Below are 26,979 nucleotides of genomic sequence, written 5' to 3' on the forward strand. Positions count from 1 at the left end.
CACGAATACATCCCTTTCAGGCTGCCAGGAGTCACCTCCAGAGCCGGTGGTACGGCCGTCAAGCCACCGCATCGACCGGGTAAAGGCCGGCACGCACCGGTCAGGGGCGGAGGCTCATGCCGGCCGTCAGCAGCGGGAGCATGACCTCGACGCGGGTGCCCGCACCCGGCTCGCCGGTCACCACGCAGATGCCGCCCAGCTCGGCGGCCCGCTCCCGCATCGAGCCGAGCCCCACGCCCGCGCGGTGCGAGGCGGGCAGCCCCTTGCCGTCGTCGGCGATCAGCACCCGCAACATCGGCTCCTCGCGTTGCAGGACGATCCTGGCCCGCGACGCCTCGGCGTGCCGGCGGATGTTGGTCAGCGCCTCCTGGACGATGCGGTACACGGCCACCTCCACGGCCGCTGGCAGGTCCGCCAGGTCCCCCTCGACCTCCACCTCGATCTCGGTGCCGGGCGAGGACTGCCCGGCCAGGTCGCGTACCGCGCGGGCCAGGCCGAGGTCGTCGAGCGCGGGCGGGCGCAGGCCGTACACGAGCTCGCGGATGTCGCCGGTGACGGCGCTCATGCCCGCGTGCAGCTCCTTCAGCAGCTCGTCGGCGGCCTCGGGGGAGCTCTTCAGGCTGAGGCGGGCCATGTTGATGGTCATCGCCATGGCCGAGAGGGTCTGGCCGAGGCCGTCGTGCAGGTCGCGGCGCAGGCGGCGGCGCTCCTCCTCCCTGGCCGTCAGGATGCGCTCGCGGGAGCGCTGCAGGTCGGCGGCCATGCGCACCGCGTGCGCCACGTCCGCCGCGTACGGGGTGAGCGTGGCCAGCACGCGCTCGTTGTGCGCGGCCGGGAAGCGGCGTGGCCCGGGCGGCCCCACGAGCAGGCGGCCGACCCGCACCCCGTGCCAGACCAGCGGCACCTCCCGCGCGTCCGGTCCGACGCGGCCGCTCTCCACGTAGCGGGGCTCGCCGTCGGCCACCTCCACGGCCACACCCTCGACCGCCAGCCCGTCGCGCAGCACGCTCACCACCGAGTTCAGCGCCCTGGCCGGGTCCGCGCCGCGCACGGCCTGCGTCAGCCGCTCGGCCAGCATGCCGGGGTCGCCGACCGCGCCGTACAGCAGCCGGTCCACCGCCCGCTGCAACGCCCGCCGCAGCGGCTGGAAGAACGCGCCGGCGAACAGCGCGGCCGCGATCCCCGTCACCTGGTGGTACCCGGAGACGACCACGCTCGACAGCGTGCCCGCGCCGAAGTACACGAGGCTGACCACGACGACCACGCCGGCCGCCACGATGGCGCGGCTGATGACGGTGTCGATCCCGTAGAGCCGGTAACGCATCACGGCGAACGCCACCGCGAACGGGATCGCCGCCGCCCACGCGATCGCCGGCCACATGAACACCGGCCAGATCGCGCCCAGGATCAGGAAGACGATGTACCCGGCGAACGCGAACAGCGGCCAGCCGATCTGCCGCCGCCCGACCGGGTCGGCCCGCCGCATCCGCACCGCCATCGACAGCGCGGCCAGCGCCATCGCGGTGTAGATGCCCGCCCAGCCCACGACCCCGACCACGTCCATGTACGGGGCCAGCGCCGGCACCTGCAGCGGGTTCGGCACGACCTGGGGCAGCCCGGACAGGCTGGTCGGCGCCGGCACCCGGAGCAGGTAACGCACGGCCGACGCCGTGATGGCCGCGCAGCCCAGCCACAGCGCGGGCCGCCAGCGCCTGGAGGGCAGGCGGCCGTCCGGCGAGTACAGCGGCAGCAACATCGTGAGCGTCAGCCCGCACACCGCCCACCCGAGCTGCGACGGGACCCGCATCCAGCCGGCCAGGAGCAGCTCGCCGTCGGCCGAGAACCGGTACATCAGCGCGTTGGTCAGGTCGCTGACCGCCGCCGCCAGGCCGCCGACGCACATCAGCCAGGCCATGTTCAGCCGGGGCCGGTGGTAGATGAGGAACGCGCCGACCGCGGGGAAGGTGAAGGTGACGGCCGTCTGGGGGCTCACCGTCGCGCCGGGCTCCCACTCGGGGGGCAGCCCGGCCCAGACCAGGATCGCGGCCAGCGACAGCAGCGGTGAGGCCACCGCCATGGCGGACGCGACGACCACCGGGCCCGTCGGACGCCTGGGCGTGTTCTCGGCGAGTTCGGCCATCGTGCTCTTGTCCCGCTCCTGTCCTGGCCCCGCGAAACAGGTGGGGCCAGGACAGAATAGGCGCTACTGGACCGTCACGGTGGTCTTCGCCGTCACAGTCGTGCCCGTCACCTGCCCGGTCACGGTGAACGTGCCGGGCTGGGCGTACCGCGCGGGATCGACGGGCTCCCAGGTGACGGCCAGCGAGCTGTCCTTCGACCCGTCGTTGTACGTCGCCACGACGGTCCTCGGCAGCGCCGGCGCGACCCCGGCCCGGGTCGTGACCGCCTCCTCGGCCACCGAGGTGATCGTCACCGCCGCGGAGGCGCGGACGTACACCGTGGCCTGGGCGGGCCGGCGCACGCCTTCTGCCAGGCCGGTGACGGTGAAGCTGGTGCCGCCGTTCCTGACCTGTTCGGGCGTCACCTGCTGCCAGGTGACGGCGGCCTGGCCGCGGGAGCCGTCGGCGTACAGGGTCTCGACCGTGGCGGGGAGCCGCGGCAGCGTGTCCACCAGGGTGGGCACGTGGACGGGGCGCACCGCGTCCGGCGGCACCTCGTACACCTTGACCTCCAGCAGGCCGACCGACGCGCCGCCCGATTCGAGCTGCACGCGCAGGCGCGAGGTGGTGACCGGGTCGAAGGAGACGGTGTTGTAGGCGTCCACGGCCTTCGGGTAGGTCTGCGCGCCGGTGACGTCCTCGAAGGAGTCGCCGTCCCACTGCTGGATCTTCCACGAGGCGGGTACGCGCACGCCGCCGCCGTCGTCGAAGAAGTACACGTCCGCCTTGTTCACCTGGACGGGGGCAGGCCAGTCGAGCTGGACCCACTGGGTGCCCTGCTGCGGCCAGGTGCCCCAGCGCGGGTTGGCCCCGTCGTTGGAGCGCGGCGGGTCGATGTCGTCGTTGATCGCGGTGACGCGCTCCCACGGCGAGGTGTAGGAGGCGGTGGGCGTGGCCTTGGGGGCGATGTTCACCTGCGTGGCCTGGTCGGTGGCGGTGACGTTCACGGTGGCGGTGGTGGTCCGCGCGCCGTCCGTGGCGGCCAGCTCCAGCGTGTACGGCCCCGCCGCCGAGAACGCGACCACCGTGGCCGGGCCGGTCGGGTCGGTGAAGTACGCCTCACCGGGCCCGTCCACCTTGGACCACTGCACGGCCAGCGTGCCCTTCGGCAGCGCGTCGTCCTTGACCACGGCCTCGATCCTGGCCTGCCCCGGGCGGGTGAACGCGGGATCGACGACGGGCACCACGGACGGCGCCTGGTTGGTGACCCGGCCCGCGTCCGCGCCCGACCGGTAGGCCTGCACCTCCTTCAGCCCGGTCGAGTGCCCGGGCCGGTGCGTGACCAGCACGCGCAGCTTCCGCGCGGTGACGGCGGGGAAGCGCACCTCGTTGAGGTTCGCCCGCGGGTAGAGCGGCCGCTTGTCCTGCCGCGGCACGTCCTTCCAGGTGGCGCCGTCGAGGTACTGCACCGAGTAGAAGGCGGGCTCGCCGGAGGTCTTGCGGTCGTTGGAGAAGTAGAGCTTGAGCTGGTCGACCTTCTGGGCCGAGCCGAGGTCCACCTCCAGCCAGTCCTGGGGGTTGCCGGAGCCCTTGGAGTCCCAGGCGGGGGCGTTGATGGTGAAGCCGTCCACGGCGCCCGCCGGGTCGCCGTGGGAGGCGGTGGCGGATTCGACCAGGTTCCGGCGGGGGGCGCGCAGGTCCACGCCGGCCTTCTGGAACAGGTCCTCGATGCGGTCGCCGGTCAGCCTGACGTCGGTGGGGGACTTGAGCGACGCCTTCTCCGCGTGCACCACGGCGCTTTTTTCTTGAGGGCCGCCCTCGACCTTGCCCGTATTCGGGTCCCAGGTGGCGTGCGCGAGGCCGGAGAGCGTGACCTTGCGCTTGCCGTCGATCAGGATCGAGTACCCCTCGGGCACCCCGGCGTAGTGCCTGGTGCCGTCGCCCGGCTTGTCCCAGACGATGGTCAGGTCGGAGCCGCGGTAGTTGACGCCGTTGACGGTGAAGTGGTCCCAGCCGATGTCCACCGGCCACAGCTCGACCTTGCCGTCCGAGCGCGGGCGCAGGCCCATGACGTCCTCGATGACGGTCCAGTTGCTGCTGCCCAGGATCGTGTGGTGGATCCAGGAGCGGTAGCCGATCGTCTTGGTCTGCGGGTTCCAGTTGGCCCAGAACTCGTTGGCGTCGGGGTAGCGGGTGTCGCCGCCGACGTACTGCGACCAGGCGTTCCAGTACAGGAGCTGCTTGTACTGCTCGGCCGTGATGTACGGGGTCTCGTACTGGCGCATGGCCTTGGAGAACAGCGCGAAGTTCCTGGTGGAGTTGATCTGGGAGAAGTTGTTGGTGCCCGGGTGGCCCGCGGCGGCGGCCTCCGCCTTGTCCTTCTGGTTGGCCGTGTACGCCGGGAAGATCGGATACTCCGCCGGATCGGCCCACAACCTGAGCGCCTCCCGATATTTCGGGTCATCGGTGGGGACGAGGCCGGTCGCGTACGGGATGTAGTTGTTGGACTCCTTCCACGGGATCAGGGTGCCCGTCTGCAGGTCGCGGTGCTTGAACAGCTTGTTCTGCTCGTCCCACAGCAGGGTCAGGACGCCGTTCCTCACCTTGTCTGCCACGCCGCGCAGCTCGGCGGCCTTGGCGGCGTCGCCGGCCAGCTCGTACGCCTGCGCCGCCGCCATCGCGTTGGCGTAGACGTAGGCGCCCTCCAGCCGCTCGTTGGCCCGGTCGTAGTAGTGGAACGACACCGCGTCGGCGTCGTTGCCGGTCATGGCCTCCCAGTCGTACTCGATGACCCCGTTGTCGTTGGAGTCGTACGCGTCGAGCTGCCCGTACACGTCCTTCTCGGCGTACCTGGCCAGGTTGCGCAGGATCGACGGCTGCCCGCCGTGGATCTGGTAGCTCTCCAGGGCCGCGGCCGAGATGTACTGCGTGTAGCTGTTCGACCAGTTCTCCGGGTCGCCGGGGTTGTCGGTGTATTTCGCGTTACGCGAGCTCTCGCCCACCGACACCCACGGCCCGTACGAGTAGATCGGGTCCCGCAGGTACTTCAGGTCCTGCACGAACATGGGCACGGTCAGCACGATCGCGTTGTTGTAGCCCAGCGCGCCCTCCACCGACGTGGGGAACTGGAAGTCGTTCCCGGGGATGTCGGCGTCGAGGAAGTTGAAGCGCATCAGCCACCAGCGGTAGTAGACGAACTTCTTGATGTTCTCGTCGGGCACGTCGATGTAGGGCAGGTTCTCGGCCCACCAGGCGTTGTAGTCCTGGAGCTGGCGGCGCAATGCCTGCTCGGGCGAGCGGCCCTTGTACCCGTCGTACTCCGCCCGCGACCCCGGCAGCTCCTCGGTGACGAAGCCCAGCTGCACCTTGGTCCGCACGGTCCTGCCAGGCTCGACGGTCAGCGAGCCCTTGAGCGCGCCGTCCGAGACTTTCAGACCGTCGCCGCTGAGCCTGGGGAAGATCGTGGTCAGCTTGTTCTTCGCCCACACCGCGCCGGTCAGCTCGCGGTCGCCGTCGGCCCTCTTCGTGTACGGCGAGGTGACGGTGACGGGCACGGTGCGCGGCTCCGCCCCCGTGTTGGTGATCTCCAGGGTCGTCACGGCCACGTTCTCGTGGGTGATGAACTTCTTGACCCCGACGGCGAGCCCGTCACCCGCGTACCGGCCGGTCCAGTGGCTGGGCATCTGCAGGCGCTCGGCGACGTTCTCGGTGAGCGGGGTGCCGAGCGAGATCTCGTACGCGTCGCGGTTGTCGATGCTCTCCCAGTACGCCACGTACCCGCCGAAACCGAGCACCGACGGGTCGTGCTCCTTCATGAACAGCGCCCGCCCGCGCGTCATCAGCCACGGCCCCGCCGGATCGTCACCGGGGCGGGCGAGCATGCGGTCGATCCAGTAGGAGTCGCCGCCCTTCTCCTTCTTGTAGATCCGCTCCATCATCCTGCGCGGGTGGTAGCCCACGGGCTCCGCCGGCACGGGATCCCCGCCCGTGAAGACCGGCAGGCCGAGCGCGTCGTCCGCGTGGGACGGCGCCACGCCCAGCGAGGCTGTGAGCGCTAACACGGCTAAGCACACCAACGGTTTGCGCACGTGCATCTCCTAGATCGTCGGTAGCCAGACACGCATGGTCGCGGGGCCGCGGTTGCCCCACCGGTGGTACGGCACCAGCCGCAGCCGCACGCCGGCGCCCTCCTCGGGCGGGCGCGCGGCCCCGTACGGCCAGGAGCCGTTGCCGCCGGACGCCAGCCGCGCGCCCACCTCCAGCTCCACCACGCCGTCCGTCTCGTGCTCCACCGGCGGGTCGACGAGCGCCGTCACCCCGGCGAGCGGCGGCTCGTCGGCCACCGACTCCGCGCAGTAGACGAGCGGCCCCCGCTCCACGGCCGCGCTGCCCCGCAGCGCGTCGATCCGCCGGTCGGGGACGGTCCACCTGGGCCGCATCGGCAGTTCGAGCCGGATCTCGTCACCGGCCCGCCACGGCCCCTCGACGTAGGCGTACCCGGGGTTCACCGGACGGATGAGCGGGCCATCGGGCAGCGGCGCGTCCGGGGAGGAGACCGGGACGTGCGCCAGCGTGGCGTCCGTCGCCCAGGCCGGGACGCGCAGCCCGATGCGGCCCTCGCCGTCCTCCAGCACGCGCACGCTCACCGAGCCCTGCCACGGGTAACCGGTCTCCACCCGCAGCGCCAGCCGTCCGGAGCGGATCTCCGCCGGGGTGAGGTGGTGGATCAGCACCCCGCCGTCCCGCGCGGCGGCCACGTAGGCGGGCAGCGAGGCCAGGGTTCGGGCGATGTTGTTCGGGCAGCAGGACACGTCGAACCAGGGCGAGCGCAGCCCGCCCTCGGCCGCGTGGTTGACGCCGTCGAGCGGCGTCGCCGGCACCCGCACCTGCAGCGGGTTGACGTAGAAGAACGACTTGCCGTCCAGCGCCACGCCCGTGGCGAGCATGTTGTACATGGTTCGCTCGGCCAGGTCGGCGTAGCGCGCGTCGCCGGTGGCCAGCAGCAGCCGGTGCGACAGCATGATGGAGGCGATGCTCGCGCACGTCTCGTTGTAGGCGCGGTCCGGCGGCAGCTCCCAGTCCTCGCCGTACGACTCGTCGGCATGCCTCGAGCCCATGCCGCCGGTCAGGTACGTCCGCCGGGCGACCGTCCGCTCCCACTGCGACTCGACCGCCTTCAGCAGCTCCTGGTCCCCGGTCTCGACCGCCACGTCCACCACGCCGGAGGCCAGGTAGAGCGCGCGCACGACGTGCCCGCGGAACACCTGCGCCTGCCGTACGGGCAGGTCGTCCTGGTAGTAGCCGCGGCCGAACGGGATGTCGGCGAGCGCGGGCAGGCCGCGGCGCTCGACGAAGCGGCGGGCCATCTCCAGGTACCGCTCGGTGCCGGTGGCCCGGTACAGCTCGACCAGCGCCATCTCGATCACGGGATGGCCGCAGGTCTCGTCGGTGTCCATGAAGCGCCGGCACACGTGGTCGGCGGCCCGGGTGACGACCTGGGTGAGCTGGTCCTCGCCGTGCATGCGCAGCCGCGCCACCCCGGCCTGGATGAGGTGGCCGTAGCAGTACAGCTCGTGACCCCACTCGAAGTCGGTGTACCGGCTGCCCGACCAGCGGGTGTTGAGGTAACCGTCGCCCTCCTGGGCCTGCGCCACGACCTCGGCCAGCGCGGGCAGCCCCGGATGGTCGGCCCAGGCCATGGCCTCCAGCAGCTTGTAGATCTCCGAGTCGCTGAACTCCCGTCCCCTGCGGGGCCGCTCGCCCCTGAAGTTGCCGATCCAGCCTTCGCGTTCCTCCCATTCCTGGCAGTGGGCGATCGTCACCTCGTTGTTGAGCACGATCCGGTCGCCCCAGAAGCCGGGCAGCACGCGTACGGAGTCGAGACCGAGGGGGGACAGGACACCCGATGAGGGCAGGACGGGATTAGCCACGCAGAGCTCCTGACATGAATCCGCGCACGTAGTGGCGCTGCAGAACGATGAAGAGGATGAGGCAGGGGAAGGCCATGACCATGACTCCGGCCTGGAGCATGCCGTAGTCGATCGCGCCGAACGAGTGCTGCGTCATGCTGACCACGGCCACCGGCAGCGTGAAGGACGATCCGTCGTTGAGCAGGATGAGGGGCGCGAAGAAGTCGTTCCACGAGGCCAGGAACGCGAACAGGCCCACCGTGATCAGCGCGGGCCGCACGGCGTGCAGCAGGATCCGCCAGAAGGCCCGGAACGTGCCACAACCGTCCACCAGCGCGGCCTCCTCCAGCTCTCGCGGCAGCGCCTCGAACGCGTTGCGCATCATGAACAGCGCGAACGGGAGCTGGAACATCACGAACACCAGAGAGAGCCCGACCAGCGAGTTCTGCAGGCCGAGGTAGCCGAGCAGCACGTAGAGCGGGATCAGGATCGTCGCGTACGGCACCATGAGGATCGCCAGCGTGGCCAGGAACAGCAGGTTCTTGCCGGGGAAGTCGAAGCGGGCGAAGCCGTAGCCGCCGAGCGCCGAGACGATCAGCGTGCCGCCCACGGTCATGACCGCCACCAGCAGGCTGTTGGTGGCGTAGGTGTCGATGCCCTCGCCGAAGCGGGCCATCTCCAGGTAGTTCGACGGCTCCTCCAGCGAGACGTATCCGCTCCAGACCAGCGGGAACAGGAACAGCACCGCCAGGGCGGACAGGGTGAGGTAACGGCTCACCTGAGCCTCCGCATCATCAGCGTGTTGAGCCCGACCAGGGCCACGAGCAGCACGACCGACAGGGCCGCGGCGCCGCCGAGGTCGAAGCGGAAGAACGCGTCCCGGTAGACGACCATGACCATGGAGACCGTGCTGTTGTCCGGGCCGCCGTTGGTGAAGACGAAGAACTGGTCGAAGGCCAGCAGCGAGCCCGTGACGCTGAGGATCAGCATCAGCGCCAGGGTCGGGCGCAGCAGCGGGAGCGTGATCTTGGTGAAGATCTGCCAGCGGTTCGCGCCGTCGCTCCTGGCGGCCTCGTACACCTCGGTCGGGATGGCCTGCAGGCCGGTCAGCAGGATGAGCATGTTGAACCCGGCGAAGCGCCAGATCACCAGCGTGATCGTGGAGAACAGCGCCATGTTCGGGGTGCCGATCCACTTGACCGGCTCGCTGGTGATGCCCAGGGCCTGCAACATCGGGTCGATGGGGCCGAAGTCGTTGTTCAGCATCCCGTAGAACAGCAGGCCGGCCGCCGCGAAGCCGACCGCGCCGGGGAGGAAGAACGCGGTCCTGAAGAACGCGACGCCCGGCCTGCGCTCCTGGACCAGCAGCGCCAGGCCCAGGGCCACGCCCGACAGCAGGACGGTGGTGATGGCCGTGTACTTCAGCGTGAAGACGACCGCGTCGAGGAAGAGCGGATTGTCGGCGATCTTGAGGTAGTTGGCGGGGGCGTTGAACGTGGCCTGGCCGAGCAGCGGCCAGCGGTTGAGCGACATCCAGCCGACGAGCACGAGGGGCGCGATGAACAGCACGCCCACGATGACGGCCGTCGGAGCCGCGTACAGCCAGCCCTGGACCTTCCTGCTCCGCCACCGGGCGGACGGCGCCGAGTGCGCCGCCCGCCTGGAACGCGTTACCGTCAGCGTCATTGCTGCAGCGACTTCGTGATCTCGGCGTTGAGCTGCGGGACCTTCGAGGCGTCACCGAAGACCGCCTCCCTGGCCAGCCGCAGCCACGGCCCCTGCGGGTCGTTGTAGGTCTGGCCGAAGCGCAGCGCGAACGGCGTCTGCCCCTTGGCCACCAGCGAGTTGATCATCACCACGCGCGGGTCCTCGGCCGAGTACTTGTTGCCGGCCAGGTCCGTACGCGCGAGCACGTCCTTGTTCTTGGCCATCACCTCGACCTGGGCCTGGTCGGAGACCGTCCAGTTGATGAACTCCCAGGCGGCGTCGGCGTTCTTGGAGGTGGCGGAGATGCCGAGCGAGTCGCCGCCCACGAACGTGGACTCGCCGCCGTCGGGGCCGGCGATCGGGGTGACGCCGATCTTCATCTCCTTCGGCATCAGGCCGAGCGTGGTGGACGGCATCGGCATCACGCCGATCTCACCCTTGGGGAAGAAGCCGGTCCAGGTGGGGCCCTGCTCCTCCTTGGCGGTCGGCCCGGTGGCCTTCTTCTCGTACAGCTCGCGCCAGATCTTGAAGACCTCGGTCATGACCGGCTGGTCGTTCAGCGAGGTGGTGCCCTCGTCGTTCATGATCTGCGCGCCGGCGGCCCAGACGGACGGCCAGAACGTGAAGACGTAGCAGCCGCCGCAGTTGCCGCCGAAGAAGGTGCCGTGCACCTTGCCGTCCTTGCCCAGCTTCTCCTGGATGGTGGTGGCGTGCTGGGCGAACTCCTTGAGCGACTTGGGGCCCTGCTCCGGGTCGAGGCCGGCCTTCTCGTACAGGTCCTTGTTCCAGAACCAGACCGACAGGTCGAGGGTGTGGGGCAGCGTGTACTGCCGGTTGTCGAGCGTGCCGAGCTTCATGTGGGAGGGGGCGAGCTTGTCCTTGTACGGCAGGGCCGCGATCCTGTCCGTGATGTCCATGAACAGGCCCTGGGAGGTGTAGTTCGGGACGAAGATGACGTCTGCCGCGAACACGTCGGGAAGTTGCTTGGCACCGGCCGCGGCGGCGATGCGGGGCTGGTAGTTGTCCGTCGGGATGACGGTGAGCTTGACCTGGTTCTTGTGGGTCTTGTTGTACTCGGCGACCAGGCGCTCGCTCTGCGTCTGGGTGGCCGCGCGGGTCCACATGGTGATCGTCACGGGACCGTCCGCCGGTTGTGCCCCGCCGCCACCACCGCCGCTACTGCCGCAGGCCGCCGCTGTGAGCGCTAACACACCGAGGAGGGAGATCCCGGCCAGCCTTCGTCTCATGATGTGCTCCTGGACTTAAAGGTTTTCGGAAACGTAGAAGAAACATGAGCCCATGTCAATGGGTGCTAAGGTGCTAAGCGGTTCACAATTCACGAAAAGGGTTTCGACGTATGGCGGGTAAGCGGGCGACCATCAACGACGTGGCCTCGCTGGCGGGGGTATCGATCGCCACGGCCTCCAAGGCGCTCAACGGGCGCCAGGACGTGCGGGCGGCCACGCGCGAACGCGTGCTCGCCGCCGCGGCCGAGCTCTCCTTCCAGCCGAACGCCCTGGCCAGAGGGCTGCTCTCGGGCCAGACCAGGACTGTCGGGCTGCTGACCTCCGACAGCGTCGGCCGGTTCGGCATCCCCGTGCTGCTGGGGGCCGAGGACGCGTTCGGCGCCGGGGAGATGGCGGTGCTGCTGTGCGACGCGCGCGGGGACGCGATCAGGGAGCAGCACCACCTGCGCGCCCTGCTGTCGCGGCGCGTGGACGGGCTGATCGTGGTGGGGGAGAGCACGAACCCGCGGCCGTCCGTGAGCAAGGACCTGCCGGTGCCCGTGGTGTACGCGTACGGGCCGTCCGAGGACCCGTCGGACGTGTCGTTCGTCCCCGACGACGTGGGCGCGGCGGCGATGGCCGTCAACCACCTGCTCGCCCTGGGACGGCGGCGGATCGCGCACGTCACCGGGCCCGCCCACTACAAGGCGGCCCGCGACCGCGAGGAGGGGCTGCGCCGGGCGCTGGCCGAGGCCGGGGTCCAGCAGGCGGGGCAGACGTTGTCAGGGGTGTGGTCGCAGCGGTGGGGGCGGCACGCGGCCGAGATGTTGCTGATGGCCGAGCCGGAGATCGACGCGGTGTTCTGCGGCAGCGACCAGATCGCGGCCGGGTTCGTGGAGGCCGTGCGCGAGCGCGGGCGGCGGGTGCCCGACGACCTCGCGGTGGTCGGCTACGACAACTGGGAGGTGCTCTCCACCGAGACGCGGCCCGCGCTGACGACCGTGGACATGAACCTGGAGGTGCTGGGCCGGACCGCGGCGCAACACCTCTTCGCTGCCATCGACGGCAAGGCCACGCCCGGGGTGCACACGCTGCCCTGCCAACTCGTGATCCGAGACTCCACCTCGCCGCCCGGGGTCTCCTAACCTGCGGGTAACCACGCACTTCAAAGTGCGTTCTTGTAGCGCGAACCGGGCCGCGGCAACAGTGGTGCGCATGAACGAACACGTGAGCATCCTCGGACTGGGAGCCATGGGGCGCGCGCTGGCGAGCGCGCTCCTCGCGGCCGGTCGCGAAGTGACGGTCTGGAACCGTACCCCCGGGAAGGCGGGCGGGCTCGGCGCGCGGGAGGCGTCGAGCGTGGAAGAGGCGATCGAGGCGGGCGACCTCACGGTGGTCTGCCTGCTGGACGACGCCAGCGTGCGCGAGACGCTGGCCCCGGTGGCGCCGAAGCTGGACGGCGCCACCCTGGTCAACCTCACCAGCGGCTCCGCACGGCAGGCACGCCGGCTCGCCGGCTGGCTGGACGGGCACGGGGTTCGGCTCCTCGCCGGCGGCATCATGGCGGTGCCCCCGACGGTGGGCACCGACGGCGCCTTCATCCTCTACAGCGGCGCCCGCGACCTGTTCGACCGGGTCGCCCCCGTGCTCGCGCCCATCGGCCGTCCTCAGTGGGTGGGCGCGGACCCCGGCTTCGCGGCGCTGTACGACATGGCGGCCCTCAGCGGCATGTACGGCATGAGCGCCGGAGCGGACCACGCCGTGACCATGGTCCACCGCGAGGGCGGCGACGTGGAGGCGTTCAAGCGCGAGGTGCTGGGGCCGTGGATGGAGCAGATGCTCCCGTTCATGGTGGGCGGCGCCGACATGAGCGAGTCCGTTCCCGAGGAGTACAACCCCGCGATGCAGGCGACCGGCCTGGAGAACATGCTCGCCGCCTCCCAGGAGGCGGGCGTGCCGGAGGACCTCGCCGGCCACCTGCGCGCGTCGCTGTGGCGGATGCGCCGCGCCGCCGCCTGACTACCATGGGGCCGGTGCGTAACCCGCCCTACATCTGCGCCCTCGACGCCGCCATGGACGTCGTCGACGGCAAGTGGAAAGCGCTGATCCTGTGGGCGCTGGACGAGCGGCTGCGCCGCTTCGGCGAACTGCGCCGCAGCCTGCCCGGCATCAGCGAGAAGGTCCTCGCCCAGCAACTGCGCGAGCTGGAGGCGGACGGGATCGTCCGGCGGACCGTGTTCGACGAGACGGTGCCCCGGGTCGAGTACGAGCTGACGGACGCCGGGGTCGCGCTCTACGCGGCGCTGGGCGCCCTGGGGGAGTGGGGCGCCCGCCGCATGAACGAGCTCGGCCTCGTCCCCACCCACGGCGAGGAGTGAAGAGCGGGCCGCCCCGGAGGGCGGCCCTGGGTGTCCGTCAGGAGGCCGCGCAGGTGTACGAGCCGACCGTGGCGGTGTTCCCGCCCGGGCGGCTGACCTGGAAGCCGAAGCCGGTGCTGCCTCCCCCTCCCACGGTGCCGTTGTAGCCGGCGTTCTTCGCTGTGACCGTCTGCCCGCTGGTCGTCACCGTGGCGTTCCACGACCCGGCCAGCGTGTGCCCGGCGGGAAGCGTGAAGGTGACGGTCCAGCCGGTGATGCCCGACGTGCCGGTGTTGGTGACCGTGACCGGCTGGACGACGTAGCCGCCGCTCCACTGGCTCTGCACGGTGCCGGCGGCCGTGCAGCCGCCGTTCCCGCCGCCGGAGGTGGTGGTGAAGGTGGTGGTGGCCGAGGCGGTGGACTGGTTGCCCGCGCCGTCACGCGCCCGGACGTACACCTGGTACTGGGTGGCGGGCGTCAGGCCGGTGAGGCTGACGGAGTTGGTGGTGGTCGAGCCGAGCAGCGGGTCGGTGCTGCCCTGCTCGCGGTAGACGTCGTAGCCCGCCAGCCCGGAGCCGCCGGCGTCGGTGGAGGCCGTCCAGGTCAGGGTGGCGCCGGTGGAGGTGACCCCGGACGACGACGGGGTGCCGGGTGTGGTCGGGGCGGTGGTGTCGGTGCCGCCGCCGAAGAAGGTGGCCTCGCGGGAGGTGGCCGCGATGCCGTTGGCGCCGTTGAAGATGCGCTGGCCCCAGGAGGTGAGCGCGGTCGGGGAGAAGTTGGTGACCATGTCGAGGTACTCGACGCCGCCGCCGTTGCCGCTCCACGACCAGCCGATGTAGCCGAGGCCGCGCGAGACGGCCTGCGCCATGATGGTGTCCTCGTCCGGGTTGCCGTCGGAGTGGTTGTGGCCGAACTCGCCGATCACCAGCGGCAGCCCGGCGGTCTGGAAGGCGTCCAGGTAGGCGGTGATCTCGGCGGCGGTGTCGAAGACGCCGTACATGTGGACCGAGAACACCGTGTTCTGCTGCGTGTCCGCGGCGGCGACGGTGCGGGCGTTGTCACGCATGGTGAACTGCCAGTCCTGGCCCCAGTTGGGCGCGTCCACCATCAGCATGTGCTGGAAGCCGAGGGTGCGCATGCGGGTGATCGCGCTCGTGGTCGCGGCGGTCCAGGCGGAGACGTTGTTGTTGCCGTACGGCTCGTTGCCGATGTTGACGATGATGAAGTTCTCGGTGCCGGTCAGGGCGCTGCGGACGCTGCTCCAGTAGTCGACCGCCTGGTCGAGCGTGTACGCGCCGCTCTGCTCGCCGTACCCGGTGGTGTCGTGGTTCTCAAGCACGCATATTAACCGGTTCTGTCGGCACAGGGAGACGACGTTGGCCACGTCGGAGGCGCTGTTCGGGGTCCACCGGCCGCCGCTGAGCACCACGCGCACGGTGTTGGCGCGCAGCGCCTTGATGTTGGCGAAGGAGCCCGTCTGGTTCGTGTACCAGGTGTGCGCGTGGCTGACGCCGCGCATGACGAACGCGTTCCCGTTGGCCTCCAGAATCCTGGTGCCGCTGACCCGGAGCCCGACCGCGGCGTGGGCGGGAGCCGGGACGATCAGCATCGAGACGAGCAGCGACAGGAGCGCCGCCGCCGCGAGCCCGAGTCGTTTGATCATGGGGGGTGCCCTTCTGGTTGTTAACCGGTTAGGTATCGGGCACATGGTCTGCGGAAACCGCCCCGATGTACAGGAAGGCGAGGCCGGACGGTCAGGAATGCCTGGAGAGGGGTGAAACTTTCACTCGTCCCTGAGCGTGGGCAGGCCGGCCGCGAGGGCTCTGAGCGCGCGGACGAGCGTGGGCAGCAGCACGGGGCAGGACGCCGCCAGCTCGGGGTCCTCGGCGTACACCTGGGCGAGCGCGGGCGGCGGGTTGGACGCCGGATAGAGCATGCCGGCCAGGCCGCTGGCGGCGGCGGCCAGCTCGCCTCCCTCGCGCTCGGTCAGGTCGGTCACGGCGGCGATCGCGACGCCCATCTCGGCGAGCCGGTCGTGCACCGCGTGCTTGAACGCGCGCGCCGCGGGGACCGACACGTTGTGCTCCAGGCTGGTGGAGGTGTGGCTGAGCAGGTCGCAGAAGAGCGGCCGGTCGCAGACCGTCTCGGCCAGCACGGTCACCGCCGCCTCCGCGGAGCCGGCCGTGCGCAGCCGGTCGGAGGCGGCCTCGGCCCACTGCCCCCACTCCTCGATGAGCAGCTCCAGATAGATCTCCTCGCGGGTACCGAAATACCGCACGATGTTCGACTTGGCCAGCCCGACGGCCTCGGCCACGGCGCCCAGGCTCACGTTGCGTACTCCGGAGGCGCGGGCGAGCTCGCGGGCGGCGGCGAGGATGGCCTCGCGCCGCTGCTGCTTGTGCTCAGGCCGCCTGGCCCGGAGGAATGCCGACCGTGTCATGTCGTCATCAGCATACTGGCGCCGATTTAAAAGAACACCGTTCCCTTGTTAAGGGAACACCGTTCTGTTAGCGTCCGGTGCATAGCCGGGAGGATACGAGTGACCGAGATACGGATGAAGGTGAACGGCTCCGTCGAGTCCCTCGACGTCGAGCCGTGGGTGAGCCTGCTCGACGCGCTGCGCGAGCGGCTCGGGCTCACCGGCCCCAAGAAGGGCTGTGACCAGGGCGCCTGCGGCGCTTGCACGGTGCTCGCCGACGGCGTGCGGATCAACGCGTGCCTGGCGCTGGCCGTCCAGTACGACGGCAGGGAGATCACCACGATCGAGGGGGTGGCGCACCCGCTGCAGGAGGCGTTCGTACGCAACGACGGGCTCCAGTGCGGCTACTGCACCCCGGGCCAGATCTGCTCGGCGATCGGCATGCTGGCCGAGTACGAGGCCGGCATGCCCAGCGCCGTGCCCGAGTCGAGCGGCCTCGACGAGGCCCAGATCAGGGAGCGCATGAGCGGCAACCTGTGCCGCTGCGGCGCCTACAACGGCATCATGGACGCGATCAAGGAGGTCTCGGGATGAGACCGTTCGCGTACGTCAAGCCCGCCGACGCGGCGGAGGCCGTCCGCGTGGCCGCCGAGCCGGGCGCCAGGTTCCTCGGCGGCGGCACCAACCTGGTGGACCTCATGCGCGAGGGCATCGAACGCCCCGACACCGTCGTGGACGTGACCGGCCTGCCGTTCGACACCGTGGACGAGCTGCCCGGCGGCGGGCTGCGGATCGGCGCGCTCGTCCGCAACAGTGCCCTGGCCGCCGACCATCGGGTGCGCACCCGCTACCCGATGGTGTCGCAGGCGCTGCTGTCCGGAGCCTCCGCCCAGCTCCGCAACATGGCCACCGTGGGCGGCAACCTGCTGCAACGCACCCGCTGCCCGTACTTCTACGACCACGCCTCGGCCTGCAACAAGCGCTCCCCCGGCGCCGGCTGCGACGCGCTCGACGGGTTCAACCGGGGCACGGCGATCCTGGGCGTCAGCGAGAGCTGCGTGGCCGCGCACCCGTCCGACCTGTGCGTGGCGCTGGCCGCCCTCGACGCGGTCGTCGAGGTGCAGGGCCCGGACGGCACCCGGCGCGTCCCCATGGCCGGCTTCCACCAGTTGCCCGGTGACACCCCGGACGTCGAGACCGCGCTGGCCCCCGGCGACCTGGTCACGGCGGTCGAGCTGCCGGCCGCGCCGGTCGCGGCCAACTCCCGCTACCGCAAGGTCCGCGACCGGGCGTCGTACGCGTTCGCCCTCGTCTCGGTGGCGGCGGCGCTGGAGGTGCGCGACGGCACGGTCACCGACGTGCGCCTGGCGCTGGGCGGCGTCGCGCCCAAGCCGTGGCGGGCCACACAGGCCGAGCGGCTGCTGGTCGGCGGCCCGGCCGACGAGACCGCCTTCCGGCGCGCCGCCGAGGCGGAGCTGGCGGAGGCCACCACCAGGCAGGGCAACGCCTTCAAGCCCCGCCTCGCCGTGGCCACGATCACCGCCACGCTGCGCGACCTGAACGGGGGAGTGACGGCCCGATGAGCATCAAGTACGCCGAGACCGAGCAGGCCACCGGCACCACCAAGTACGTCGGCCAGGCGATCGACCGGGTCGACGGCCCCGCCAAGACCACCGGCGAGGCCCGCTTCGCCGCCGAGTACCCGTACCCGGGGCTGGCCTACGCCGCGCTCGTGCACGCCACCATCCCGCGCGGCCGCATCACCGCCATCGACACGGCGGAGGCGAGCGCCGTGCGCGGCGTGATCGACGTCCTCACCCACGAGAACGCGCCGCCCATGAAGCCCGCGCCCAAGGCGAGCATGCTCAACCCCAGCACGCTCGTCTCCGGCACCCCGGTCAACTACCTGGCCACCGACGAGGTGCACTGGAACGGCCAGCCCATCGCGGTCGTGGTCGCCGAGACCCCGGAGACGGCCAGGTACGCGGCGTCGCTGGTGCGGCCGGCGTACGAGGAGCTGCCCGCCACCGTGGATCTCGCGTCGGAGCAGCACCACGCCGTCCCCCAGAAGGGGAACATGATCTCCGAGGCCGCGGCCGACAAGGGCGACGCCCAGGCCGCGCTCGCCACCGCACCGCACTCGGTGGACCTGACCTTCACCACGCCGCCGCACAACCACAACGCGATCGAGCCGCACGCCACCACCGCCGTCTGGGACGGCGACCGGCTCACCGTCCACGAGGCCACGCAGAGCATCACGTGGACGCGCAGGCACCTGGCCCAGCGGTTCGGCGTGCCGGCGGAGGGCGTCAGGGTGCTGTCCCCGTACGTGGGCGGCGGGTTCGGCGGCAAGGGCTCCGTCTGGGCGGGCACGCTGCTCGCCGTGCTCGCCGCCCGCGCGACGGGCCGGCCGGTACGGCTGTCGCTCACCCGCGAGGGCGTCTACCACACGGTCGGCGGGCGCACGGGCAGCATCCAGCGGGTCGCGCTGGGCGCGGACGCGGACGGCTCGCTGACCGCGATCCTGCACACCAGCGTGTCCAGGACGGGACGCGTCGGCGGGCACGGAGAGCCGATCACCGCCGGTACCCGGCACCTGTACGCCGCGCCCAACATCCACCTGCGGCAGAGCGTCGTCCAGCTCGACCTGCTGCCCAACACCTTCATGCGGGCGCCGGGCGAGGCCATCGGCACCTTCGCCCTGGAGTCGGCCGTGGACGAGCTGGCCTGGGAGCTGGGCCTCGACCCGGTCGAGCTGCGCCTGCGCAACGAGCCCGACCGCGACCCGGTGGGCGGGCAGGAGCTGGCGCACCGGAGGTTGCGGGAGGCGTACGCGCTGGGGGCCGAACGGTTCGGCTGGCGCGAGCGGGACCCGCGGGCCGGGTCCATGCGGGACGGCCGGTGGCTGGTCGGCATGGGGGTGGCCACGGCCTACCACCCGTCGATGCGGATGCCGGCGAACGTCACCGTCCGCCTGGGCGCCGACGGCACGGTCGTGGTGCGCTGCGGCCTCCAGGAGATGGGCATGGGCACGGCGACGGTGCTCGGGCAGATGGCCGCCGACGAGCTGGGGGTGCCGCTGGCGTCCGTACGCGTCGAGTACGGCGACTCCGAGCTGCCGGTCGGGCCCGGCGCCGGCGGCTCGATGCAGACCGCGAGCGCGGCGGCCGGCGTGCAGGACGCCGCCGCCAAGCTGAAGCGCACGCTGCTCGGCCTGGTCCGCCGCTCGCCGGGCTCGCCGCTGCGCGGCCGCAAGCCGGACGAGGTGGAGGCGCGCGACGGCGGCCTGTACGCCGGGGCCGCGGGCCAGCCGTACGCGGAGATCCTCAAGGCGGCCGGCCGCAGCCACGTGGAGGTGGAGAGCAAGGCGGGCATGCTGGGCTTCGTGGCCAGGACCCTGCGCGAGCGCAGGCGGCTGGTGCGGGCGTCGACCGGCGTGCAGTTCTGCGAGGTGCGGGTGGATCCCGACACCATGGAGGTACGCGTCTCCCGCTGGCTGGGCGTCTTCGACGTCGGCACCGTGATCAACGCCAGGACGGCGGCGAGCCAGCTGCGCGGCGGCATCGTGATGGGCATCGGCATGGCGCTGTCGGAGCAGACGCTGATCGACCACCGCAGCGGGCGGATCATGAACGCGAGCCTGTCGGAGTACCACGTGCCGGTGCACGCCGACATTCCCCGCATCGAGGTGCTCTGCCTGGACGAGCCGGACTCGACCATGCCGATGGGGCTGCGCGGGGTCGGGGAGGTGAGCATCACCGGAGCCGCGGCGGCCGTGGCCAACGCCGTGCGGCACGCCACCGGCAAGCGGGTGCTCGACCTGCCGATCACGCTCGACAAGCTGCTGTGATCGGGCCGCCTTTCACGCTCGGCAAGCTGCTGTGATCACGCGGGCGGCCTCCTTGGCCGCCCGCGCCGCCTGCGCTCCTCGTTCCGGGTCCACCATGGCGGTGACCGTGGCCCCGTCCACCAGCACGAGGAGCTGGTCGGCCAGCAGGTCGTCGGACACCAGCCCGCGCAGGTAGTCGCGCAGCCTCCGCTTGTGCCGCCGCACCACCTCCGCGACGGCCTCCGAGGTCGCGCCCAGCTCCCCGTACGCGTTGAGGAAGCCGCACCCGCGGAAGTCTTCTTCGCCGAACCACCGCTCCAGCCACCCGAACACCGCCTCGACCGAGTCGCCGCGCTCGGCCACGTACGAGGTGAGCGAGTCCATCCACCGCTCGTCGCGCCGCTCCAGGTACGCCACGACCAGCGCCTCCTTGGACGGGTAGCACTGGTAGAGGCGCTTGAGCGACACGCCGGAGGCGCTCCTGACGTCGTCCATGCCGACGGCCTGGATGCCGCGCCGGTAGAACAGCTCGCCGGCCGCCGTCAGGAGTCGTTCGGCGTGTTCCATGGCACCTCGCTTGCTTCGGAGAACGTCCGTTCTCTAGGCTAGCTCGTGAGAACGACCGTTCTCACTGCGTCGAGGAGGCCGCCATGTCCCGCCCGCCCGTTCCGCCGTTCACCGAGGAGAGTGCCCGGATCAAGGTCCAGGCCGCCGAGGACGCCTGGAACACGTGCGACCCGGACAAGGTCGCGCTCGCGTACACGGAGGACTCGGTGTGGCGCAACCGCGACGAGTTCGTGACCGGGAGGGACGAGATCAGGGCGTTCCTGCGCCGCAAGTGGGACAGGGAGCTGGACTACGCGCTGCGCAAGGAGCTGTGGGCGGTGCTCGGCGACCGCATCGCGGTGCGGTTCCAGTACGAGTCGCGCGACGCCTCGGGGCAGTGGTGGCGCAGCTACGGCAACGAGCAGTGGGAGTTCGACGAGTCCGGGCTGATGCGGCGCAGGGAGGCCAGCATCAACGACGTGCGCATCTCCGAGCCCGAGCGGCGCATCTTCGGGCCGCGCGGCGAGGACGAGCGCGGCGTGGACGTGCTACCGCTCAGGTAGGCCACCCGCGTGGTGAAATGACCGGTGATGCTCAGATTTCTCGTGATCACCGGGCTGGTATCCCCTCTTCTGCCCGTTTCCCTGCCCGTTTCCCTGCCCGCGCAGGCGCCCGCGCTCCACGTGATGACGTGGAACGTCTGTGCGGGCACGTACCGGAGCTGCCCCCTCTACCGCCGCACCACCACCGAGCTGGCCTGGCACGTCGCCGTGCTGGCGACCAAGGCGGACGTGCTCTTCCTCCAGGAGTTCTGCGCGGGCGCGGACGCCGACCTGGAGCGCGAGCTGGAGACCCGCACCGGCCGGGCGTGGAGCGTCGGGTCGGCCGGGTTCGCGCACCCGGACGGCTCGCCGTACCAGTGCGCTCCCGACCGGAACGGCGCGCCGCGCGGAGTCCAGAGCGTCACGCTGGCCGTGGCGGAGCGGGACGCCCGCTTCGAGGTGCACGCGCTGACCACGCCGCCGTGGGGCCTGCGCAGGTCCGCGATCTGCACGGCCGGCCGGGCGCTCTGCACCGCGCACCTCTCGTCCGGCTCGGTCTACGACGACAGGCAGAAGGGCAAGCCCTACCGGCACAGACAGCTCCGGGAGCTGTTCGAACTCGGCAGAGGCGTCGTCGGCGGCGACCTCAACCTGGTGCCGCGCGACGCCGCCCGCGCCTACGAGGGCCGCGACGAATGCGACCCGCGCGCACGCTGGACCTACGTCACCCGCAAGCGGAAGATCGACTACGTCTTCGCCGCCGACGGCCGCATGCGGCGCTGCTTCGTCGACTACGCCAGGAAACACTGGTCGGACCACGTGCCGGTGCACGCGTGGGTGACGCCGTAGGCCCTCCGGGCGGGCCCCGAGGAAGACGGTCACCGCCGCCCACGCCGTCACGGTCACCCCATCAGCATCAGGGCACGCGGAGCCACCGCGGATCGTCGTAGCGCTGCTCCACCCCTTCCCCGGGCAGGAAGTCGGGCGCCGTGCACAGCACCACCGCGCCCTGCACCTCCAGATACCTGATCAGCCCCGCCGCCACCGACAGCACCGCCTCGACCCCGCCCGGCATGCGCTGCTCCAGCACCGCCACCACGTCACGGATCCCGAACTCCGCCGGCAGCAGCGCGGCCACCTCCCTGACGAAGCTCTCCGTCACCCGCGCCTGCACCATGACCGTGCCCGGCTCCGACTCGCCGGAGCCGGCGCAACTGCCGCAGCCGCCGCTTTCGCGAGGGTTGATGGAGATCGTGCCGGAGCCGAGACACATCGGGCACCGTCCGACCTCGGAGGCGTGCCGCGTGGCGGCGTCCCGGTCGGGCAGCGGCAGGTCGCAGGTGCACGAGAAGGAGTTGTAGGTGCCCTCGACGTAGTCGTGGTAGGCGATCTCGTCGGGGGCGTCCACCCACTCGGTGGTGATGACGTGCTCGTCCATGGAGACTGGTGCGCTCTCGTCCTCGGCTGATGGGGGCACCCAAGATAGCCCGCACGACCGGCCGGGATCACGCGATCGGCAGAAGCCATTACGTTAGGTGAGGGTCCTCGTGCGGCCTGCCCTTCAGCTCGTGGAAGCCCGGGGTGCCCGCCACCAGCAGCGTCCCGTCCCACAGGCGGGCGGCCTGCTCGCCGGTGGGCACGCGGGAGACCACCGGCCCGAAGAACACCACCCGCTCGCCGTCCTCGCGCGTGACCGCGACGATCGGGGTGCCCACGTGGTCGCCGCCGATCAGGGCCATGCCCTCGGCGTGCGAGGCGCGTACGAACTGGTCGCAGTCGGTTGTCTGGCCAAGCTCGGCCAGCTCGACCGGCAGGCCGGCGGTCGCCAGCGCGGTGCGCAGGTCACCGATCCAGTCGCCCGTGCCGGTCGTCCACAGGGCTGTGTAGAACCGCTCCAGCGCCTGCTGCCCGTGGTCGCGCTGGACGGCCGCGCAGATGCGGACCGGGATCCAGAGGTAGCCCTCGGGGTCGCCTTCCGGGTCGTCGTCGCGGCCCTCGTTCAGTACGGACAGGCTCATGACGTGCCAGCGCACCTCGACCGGGCGCACCTTCCGCACCTCCATCAGCCAGCGCGCGGTCACCCAGGTGTACGGGCAGGACGGGTCGAACCACAGGTCTGCCACAGCCATGATCACCAGCCTAAGCCTTACAATCGCTTGCAAGATCTTCTGCTGTTGCTGCAACAAAACTGCACACCAATCGGGTTGACGCGCCTAACAATCGGTTGCATAAAGATGTGAAGCTCGTTCCGTCAGGCAGCGCGATACGGCGCTCACCCGATCCCTCGACGCGCCCTGTCGCCGCCCCTCACCCCCCGGAGGCTCCACGGTGCGCAGCAACAACCCTCTGTATCTCGCCTGTGCCGCGCTCGGCGCGGCCATCGTCGCCGCACTCCTGGTCATCCCGAGCGCGTCCGCCGCGACGCTGTTCGGCGACGACTTCCAGGACGGCGACGCGACCGGCTGGACCAGGTCCGGCGGGAGCTGGTCGGTGGTGACCGACGGCTCCCCGGCGTACCGGCAGTCGGGCACCAGCGCGGACGCCCGCGCCCTGGCCGGCACCGGCTGGGGCGACCAGGCGGTGCAGGCCCGCGTCAAGCCGATCACGTTCAACGGATCGGGCCGGTACGTCGCGGTGCTGGCCAGAGCGCAGAACACCGGCAGCTACTACTTCCTCGGCCTGAGCAACTCCGGCACCGCCGTCCTCGGCAAGCGGACCGGCGGCGCCCCCATCACGCTCGCCACCGGCGCGGCCACCGTCACCCCCGGATCCTGGCACACGGTCCGGCTGGAGGCGTTCGGCTCGACGCTGCGCGGCTTCGTGAACGACGTGCAGGTGGTCTCCGCCACGGACACCTCGTTCAGCTCGGGACGCGCCGGCCTGGCCGGCTACTACGCCAGCGCCACCTTCGACGACGTGCTGGTCACGGACCTCGGCGGCCCCACGGCCTCGCCCACCGTCCCCACCATCCCGCCGGGAAGCTGCCTGCCCCCGTCCGGATCCCCCACCGGCTTCGCCTCCGTCAACGCCTGGGGCCAGAACGGCACCACCGGCGGCGCGGGCGGTCCCACCGTGGCGGTGGACACGGCGGCCGAGCTGATCGCCGCGATCGGCCAGGAAGGCCCGCTCACGGTCTGCGTGCTCGGCACGATCACCGTCCCGGCCGGCATGCACAACGTGGCCTCCGACAAGACCATCCTCGGTGTGGGGTCCACGTCCGGCATCACCGGTGGCGGGCTCAACATCGGCCTGCCCGCCGACGACTCCGTGACCTCGCCGCCCCCGAACGCCGTGCACAACGTGATCATCCGCAACCTGTCGTTCCGCGGGGCCACCGACGACTCGATCAACGTGCAGATGTTCAGCCACCACGTCTGGATCGATCACAACGACCTGGCCGACGGGTACGACGGGCTGATCGACATCAAGCGCGGGTCGTCGTACGTGACCGTCTCCTGGAACCACACGCACGACCACACCAAGAACATGCTGCTCGGGCACGACGACGGGAACGCGGCGCAGGACGTGGGGCGGTTGAAGGTCACCTACCACCACAACTGGTTCGACGGGACGCCGCAGCGGAACCCGCGGGTGCGGTTCGGGGAGCCGGTGCACGTGTTCAACAACTACTACTTCTACAACACCGATACCGGGGTGGCCTGCCAGGCTGATGCCGGGTGCCTGGTCGAAGGGAACTACTTCGAGCGGGTGGAGGAGCCGGTGACCAACTCGTACGCGGGGCCGGGTGGGCGGTGTGTCGCGCGGAACAACGTGTTCGTGGACGAGTCGGGGGCTCCTGACTGTGGCGGGGCTGTGCAGGAGGCGTCGGCGTACTACTCGTACACGGTGGCCGACCCCAGCTCCGTGAAGGCGACGGTCATGGCCGGCGCCGGCGTCGGCAAGCTCTGAAACAGGGCTCCGGGTGTAAAGGCTCGGGCCGGGGCGCTCCAGGGCTCCGGGCAGCGCTCCAGCTCAAAGCTTGGGCCTCCGCTTGGCGGCGCTACGCGCATTCAGGCTCCGGGCTGCGCCCTGCGGGGGAGCCGAGCTCCCCCACACCCCCTAGCCGGGGGCCTTCCGGCCCCCGGCCCCCCGGCCTTGGCCAAGTTCCGCGTTTTACCCGCTTGCCCTTCGGCGGCGCCATCCAGGAACCCTCCACGTACTACTCGTACACGGGGGCGGCCCCGAACTCGGTGAAGGCGTCGGCGTCGACAAGATTCAAGGAGTTTTCGCCATGACTGTCCGCTTTTCGTTACGGCGCTCGACCATCACGACGGTCCTGCTCGTCACAGCCACCCTGACCTGCCCACCTCCCTCGACCGCGGCGACCATCGCAGTAGTGGACACAGGCCCCGTCGGTTTCGCCGCAGTCAACGCGCTGGGTCAGAACGGCACGACCGGCGGCGCCGGCGGCCCCACGGTCACGGCCACCACGACCGCCCAGTTCCTCGACTACATCGCCCGCCCCGGCCCGTACATCATCCAGGTCAGCGGCACGATCACCCTCCCCACGGGCTCGTCCGACGGCATGCACGACGTCACGTCCGACAAGACCATCATCGGCCTCGGCAGCACGGCCCGCCTGGTAGGCGGCGGCCTCAACATCGGCCTCCCCGTGGACGACGACGTCACCTCACCACCCGCTGAGGCCGTCCACAACGTCATCATCCGCAACCTGTCCCTGTCGGGTGCGACCGACGACCTGATCAACGTGCAGATGTTCAGCCACCACGTCTGGATCGACCACAACGACCTGTCCAACGGCGACGACGGCGCGATCGACATCAAGCGGGGCTCCGACTACGTGACCGTCTCCTGGAACAGGTTCCACGACCACGACAAGACCCTGCTCCTGGGCCACGACGACGACAACGGCGCACAGGACGTCGGCCGCCTGCGCGTCACCTACCACCACAACTACTTCGACGGCTCCGACCAGCGCCACCCCCGCGTGCGCTTCTCGGAGCTGACCCACGTCTACAACAACTACTACCGGGACAACAGCTACGGCGTCGCCTCCACCTACGACGCGAAGATCCTGATGGAGGGCAACTACTTCTTCAGCGTCAACAACCCCGGACGGGTGGAGTTCAGCGGCGACCTGGGCCGCATCGTCCAGCGCGACAACATCCTCGTCGACTGCAACCACGAGATCGAGACCCGCGGCTCCGTCCCCGAACCCCGCACCCTCTACCCGTACACCGCCGACCCGGCCTCCAGCGTCCCGACCGTCGTGCCGGCGGGCGCAGGCGTCGGCAAGATCTGAGGAGCCCTCACCATGCCAGCCCTCTTCCGTGGCCCGGCCGTCGCGGCGGCCCTGCTCATCACGGCCCTAACCCCCATCTCCGCCACCACCACCTCAGCCGCCCACGCATCCTCAGCGACTGCCACCACCACGTCAGCCATCACCACCACCGCCGCAGAGACGACCCCCATCGGCTTCGCCTCGGTCAACGCCCTAGGCCAGAACGGCACCACCGGCGGCGCAGGCGGCACCGAGGTCACCATCACCACCGGCGCCCAACTCCAGGACTACGCAGGCCGAGCCGGCCCCTTCATCCTGCGTATCTCAGGCCGCATCCAGATCAGCGACATGATCACCGTCGTCGCCAACAAAACCATCATCGGCCTCGGCACCACCGCCGAGATCACCGGCGGCGGCCTCCAACTGGGCTCCACCACACGCCCCGGCAACAACGTGATCATCCGCAACATCAAGTTCACCAACGCCGACGACGACTCCATCAGCGTCACCAACAAGGCCCACCACGTCTGGATCGACCACAACGACCTGTCGAACGGCTACGACGGACTCCTGGACATCAAGCGCGAGTCCAACTACGTCACCGTCTCCTGGAACAAGTTCCACAACCACAGCAAGACCACCCTGGTAGGCCACTCCGACACCTACACCGCCGACATCGGCAAACTGAAGGTCACCTACCACCACAACCTCTTCGACGGCACCGACCAGCGCCACCCCCGCGCCCGCTTCGGCGACCCCATCCACGTCTTCAACAACTACTACCGAAACAACTCGATGTACGGCATCGCCTCGACCCAGAACGCAGGCGTCCTCGTGGAAGGCAACTACTTCGAAAACGTCGCCCACCCGACCCATGTCGGCTACGCCGAAAGCGACCCAGGCCGCCTGGTAGAACGCAACAACCTCTACATCAACTCCGGCACCCCGGAATCATCCGGCACCGTGGCGGAACCCTCCACCTACTACCCGTACACCCTCGACGCCCCCTCCACCGTCCCCGCCAAAGTCCAGGCCGGCGCCGGCACCGGCAAACTCTGACCGCCACTGAACTCGCTACACGA

The 26,979-nt window shown here is 70.6% G+C and carries 22 protein-coding genes; 11 read left to right on the top strand and 11 right to left on the bottom strand.

All coding sequences use genetic code 11. The annotated features are described in order from the left end of the window. Positions 1–100: 100 nt before the first annotated feature. From HD593_RS02335 to HD593_RS02360, 6 genes are all read right to left on the bottom strand, one after another. Positions 101–2,140, bottom strand: coding sequence for a sensor histidine kinase (locus HD593_RS02335; protein WP_185100483.1), 2,040 nt, complete (start codon positions 2,138–2,140; stop codon positions 101–103). 63 nt (positions 2,141–2,203) lie between these two features. Next, on the bottom strand, positions 2,204–6,181 hold the full coding sequence (locus tag HD593_RS64195) for a discoidin domain-containing protein (RefSeq protein WP_185100484.1): 3,978 nt from the start codon (positions 6,179–6,181) through the stop codon (positions 2,204–2,206). 36 nt (positions 6,182–6,217) lie between these two features. Next, entirely contained in the window at positions 6,218–8,050 is a 1,833-nt protein-coding gene (locus HD593_RS02345) for a glycoside hydrolase family 127 protein (RefSeq protein WP_185100485.1), read from the bottom strand. After that, positions 8,043–8,807 (bottom strand): carbohydrate ABC transporter permease, encoded by a 765-nt coding sequence (locus tag HD593_RS02350; protein WP_185100486.1) that lies wholly within the window; start codon positions 8,805–8,807, stop codon positions 8,043–8,045. The genes HD593_RS02345 and HD593_RS02350 overlap by 8 nt, the downstream gene beginning before the upstream one ends. Further along, positions 8,804–9,715 (bottom strand): carbohydrate ABC transporter permease, encoded by a 912-nt coding sequence (locus HD593_RS02355; RefSeq protein ID WP_185100487.1) that lies wholly within the window; start codon positions 9,713–9,715, stop codon positions 8,804–8,806. The genes HD593_RS02350 and HD593_RS02355 overlap by 4 nt, the downstream gene beginning before the upstream one ends. After that, positions 9,712–10,872, bottom strand: coding sequence for an ABC transporter substrate-binding protein (locus HD593_RS02360; protein ID WP_312903314.1), 1,161 nt, complete (start codon positions 10,870–10,872; stop codon positions 9,712–9,714). The genes HD593_RS02355 and HD593_RS02360 overlap by 4 nt, the downstream gene beginning before the upstream one ends. A 221-nt stretch (positions 10,873–11,093) precedes the next feature. On the opposite strand from HD593_RS02360, the gene HD593_RS02365 reads away from it, so the two are divergent. The 3 genes from HD593_RS02365 (at position 11,094) to HD593_RS02375 (ending at position 13,340) form a co-directional block, all read left to right on the top strand. Next, positions 11,094–12,107 (top strand): LacI family DNA-binding transcriptional regulator, encoded by a 1,014-nt coding sequence (locus tag HD593_RS02365; protein ID WP_185100489.1) that lies wholly within the window; start codon positions 11,094–11,096, stop codon positions 12,105–12,107. 70 nt (positions 12,108–12,177) lie between these two features. Next, positions 12,178–12,981 (top strand): NAD(P)-dependent oxidoreductase, encoded by an 804-nt coding sequence (locus HD593_RS02370; RefSeq protein WP_185100490.1) that lies wholly within the window; start codon positions 12,178–12,180, stop codon positions 12,979–12,981. Between the two features lie 5 nt (positions 12,982–12,986). Then, positions 12,987–13,340, top strand: a complete 354-nt coding sequence (locus HD593_RS02375; protein WP_185100491.1) for a winged helix-turn-helix transcriptional regulator — start codon at positions 12,987–12,989, stop codon at positions 13,338–13,340. A 37-nt stretch (positions 13,341–13,377) separates the two neighbouring features. On the opposite strand, the gene HD593_RS02380 is transcribed toward HD593_RS02375, so the two are convergent. Beyond that, positions 13,378–14,982 carry a cellulase family glycosylhydrolase gene (locus HD593_RS02380; protein WP_185100492.1) on the bottom strand — a complete coding sequence of 535 codons (1,605 nt, stop codon included), beginning with the start codon at positions 14,980–14,982 and terminating at the stop codon, positions 13,378–13,380. A 120-nt stretch (positions 14,983–15,102) separates the two neighbouring features. Next, positions 15,103–15,759 carry a TetR/AcrR family transcriptional regulator gene (locus HD593_RS02385; protein WP_185100493.1) on the bottom strand — a complete coding sequence of 219 codons (657 nt, stop codon included), beginning with the start codon at positions 15,757–15,759 and terminating at the stop codon, positions 15,103–15,105. A 114-nt stretch (positions 15,760–15,873) separates the two neighbouring features. Between HD593_RS02385 and HD593_RS02390 the strand changes: the two genes are divergently transcribed. From HD593_RS02390 to HD593_RS02400, 3 genes are read left to right on the top strand one after another with little or no spacing between them, the layout of a single operon-like run. Next, complete coding sequence (locus tag HD593_RS02390) at positions 15,874–16,332, top strand: (2Fe-2S)-binding protein (RefSeq protein ID WP_185111609.1); 459 nt, start codon at positions 15,874–15,876, stop codon at positions 16,330–16,332. Continuing rightward, positions 16,329–17,321, top strand: coding sequence for an FAD binding domain-containing protein (locus HD593_RS02395; RefSeq protein WP_185100494.1), 993 nt, complete (start codon positions 16,329–16,331; stop codon positions 17,319–17,321). Before HD593_RS02390 ends, HD593_RS02395 begins: the two co-directional genes overlap by 4 nt. Continuing rightward, a complete protein-coding gene (locus HD593_RS02400) occupies positions 17,318–19,588 on the top strand; it encodes a xanthine dehydrogenase family protein molybdopterin-binding subunit (protein WP_185100495.1) in 2,271 nt (756 codons plus the stop codon). Before HD593_RS02395 ends, HD593_RS02400 begins: the two co-directional genes overlap by 4 nt. A 12-nt stretch (positions 19,589–19,600) precedes the next feature. Here HD593_RS02400 and HD593_RS02405 read toward each other — a convergent pair whose 3' ends face one another. After that, complete coding sequence (locus tag HD593_RS02405; RefSeq protein ID WP_185100496.1) at positions 19,601–20,134, bottom strand: TetR/AcrR family transcriptional regulator; 534 nt, start codon at positions 20,132–20,134, stop codon at positions 19,601–19,603. 83 nt (positions 20,135–20,217) lie between these two features. On the opposite strand from HD593_RS02405, the gene HD593_RS02410 reads away from it, so the two are divergent. Together HD593_RS02410 and HD593_RS02415 are read left to right on the top strand one after the other, a co-directional pair. Further along, positions 20,218–20,676, top strand: a complete 459-nt coding sequence (locus tag HD593_RS02410) for a nuclear transport factor 2 family protein (RefSeq protein ID WP_185100497.1) — start codon at positions 20,218–20,220, stop codon at positions 20,674–20,676. A gap of 27 nt (positions 20,677–20,703) precedes the next feature. Beyond that, positions 20,704–21,504: an endonuclease/exonuclease/phosphatase family protein gene (locus tag HD593_RS02415; RefSeq protein WP_185100498.1), complete on the top strand. Its 801-nt coding sequence runs from the start codon at positions 20,704–20,706 to the stop codon at positions 21,502–21,504. A gap of 67 nt (positions 21,505–21,571) precedes the next feature. On the opposite strand, the gene HD593_RS02420 is transcribed toward HD593_RS02415, so the two are convergent. Both HD593_RS02420 and HD593_RS02425 read right to left on the bottom strand, forming a co-directional pair. Next, on the bottom strand, positions 21,572–22,093 hold the full coding sequence (locus HD593_RS02420) for a hypothetical protein (protein WP_185100499.1): 522 nt from the start codon (positions 22,091–22,093) through the stop codon (positions 21,572–21,574). Positions 22,094–22,181: 88 nt separating this feature from the next. Next, a complete protein-coding gene (locus HD593_RS02425) occupies positions 22,182–22,784 on the bottom strand; it encodes a DsbA family protein (RefSeq protein ID WP_185100500.1) in 603 nt (200 codons plus the stop codon). A gap of 199 nt (positions 22,785–22,983) precedes the next feature. Here HD593_RS02425 and HD593_RS64200 point away from each other — a divergent pair, with 199 nt between their 5' ends. The 3 genes from HD593_RS64200 (at position 22,984) to HD593_RS02440 (ending at position 26,956) form a co-directional block, all read left to right on the top strand. Next, positions 22,984–24,564 carry a pectate lyase family protein gene (locus HD593_RS64200; RefSeq protein WP_221524580.1) on the top strand — a complete coding sequence of 527 codons (1,581 nt, stop codon included), beginning with the start codon at positions 22,984–22,986 and terminating at the stop codon, positions 24,562–24,564. A 322-nt stretch (positions 24,565–24,886) separates the two neighbouring features. Further along, entirely contained in the window at positions 24,887–25,918 is a 1,032-nt protein-coding gene (locus tag HD593_RS02435; protein ID WP_185100501.1) for a pectate lyase family protein, read from the top strand. Between the two features lie 12 nt (positions 25,919–25,930). Beyond that, entirely contained in the window at positions 25,931–26,956 is a 1,026-nt protein-coding gene (locus tag HD593_RS02440) for a pectate lyase family protein (RefSeq protein WP_185100502.1), read from the top strand. Positions 26,957–26,979 lie beyond the last annotated feature (23 nt).

The organism is Nonomuraea rubra (genome assembly GCF_014207985.1).
Lineage (GTDB): Bacteria > Actinomycetota > Actinomycetes > Streptosporangiales > Streptosporangiaceae > Nonomuraea > Nonomuraea rubra.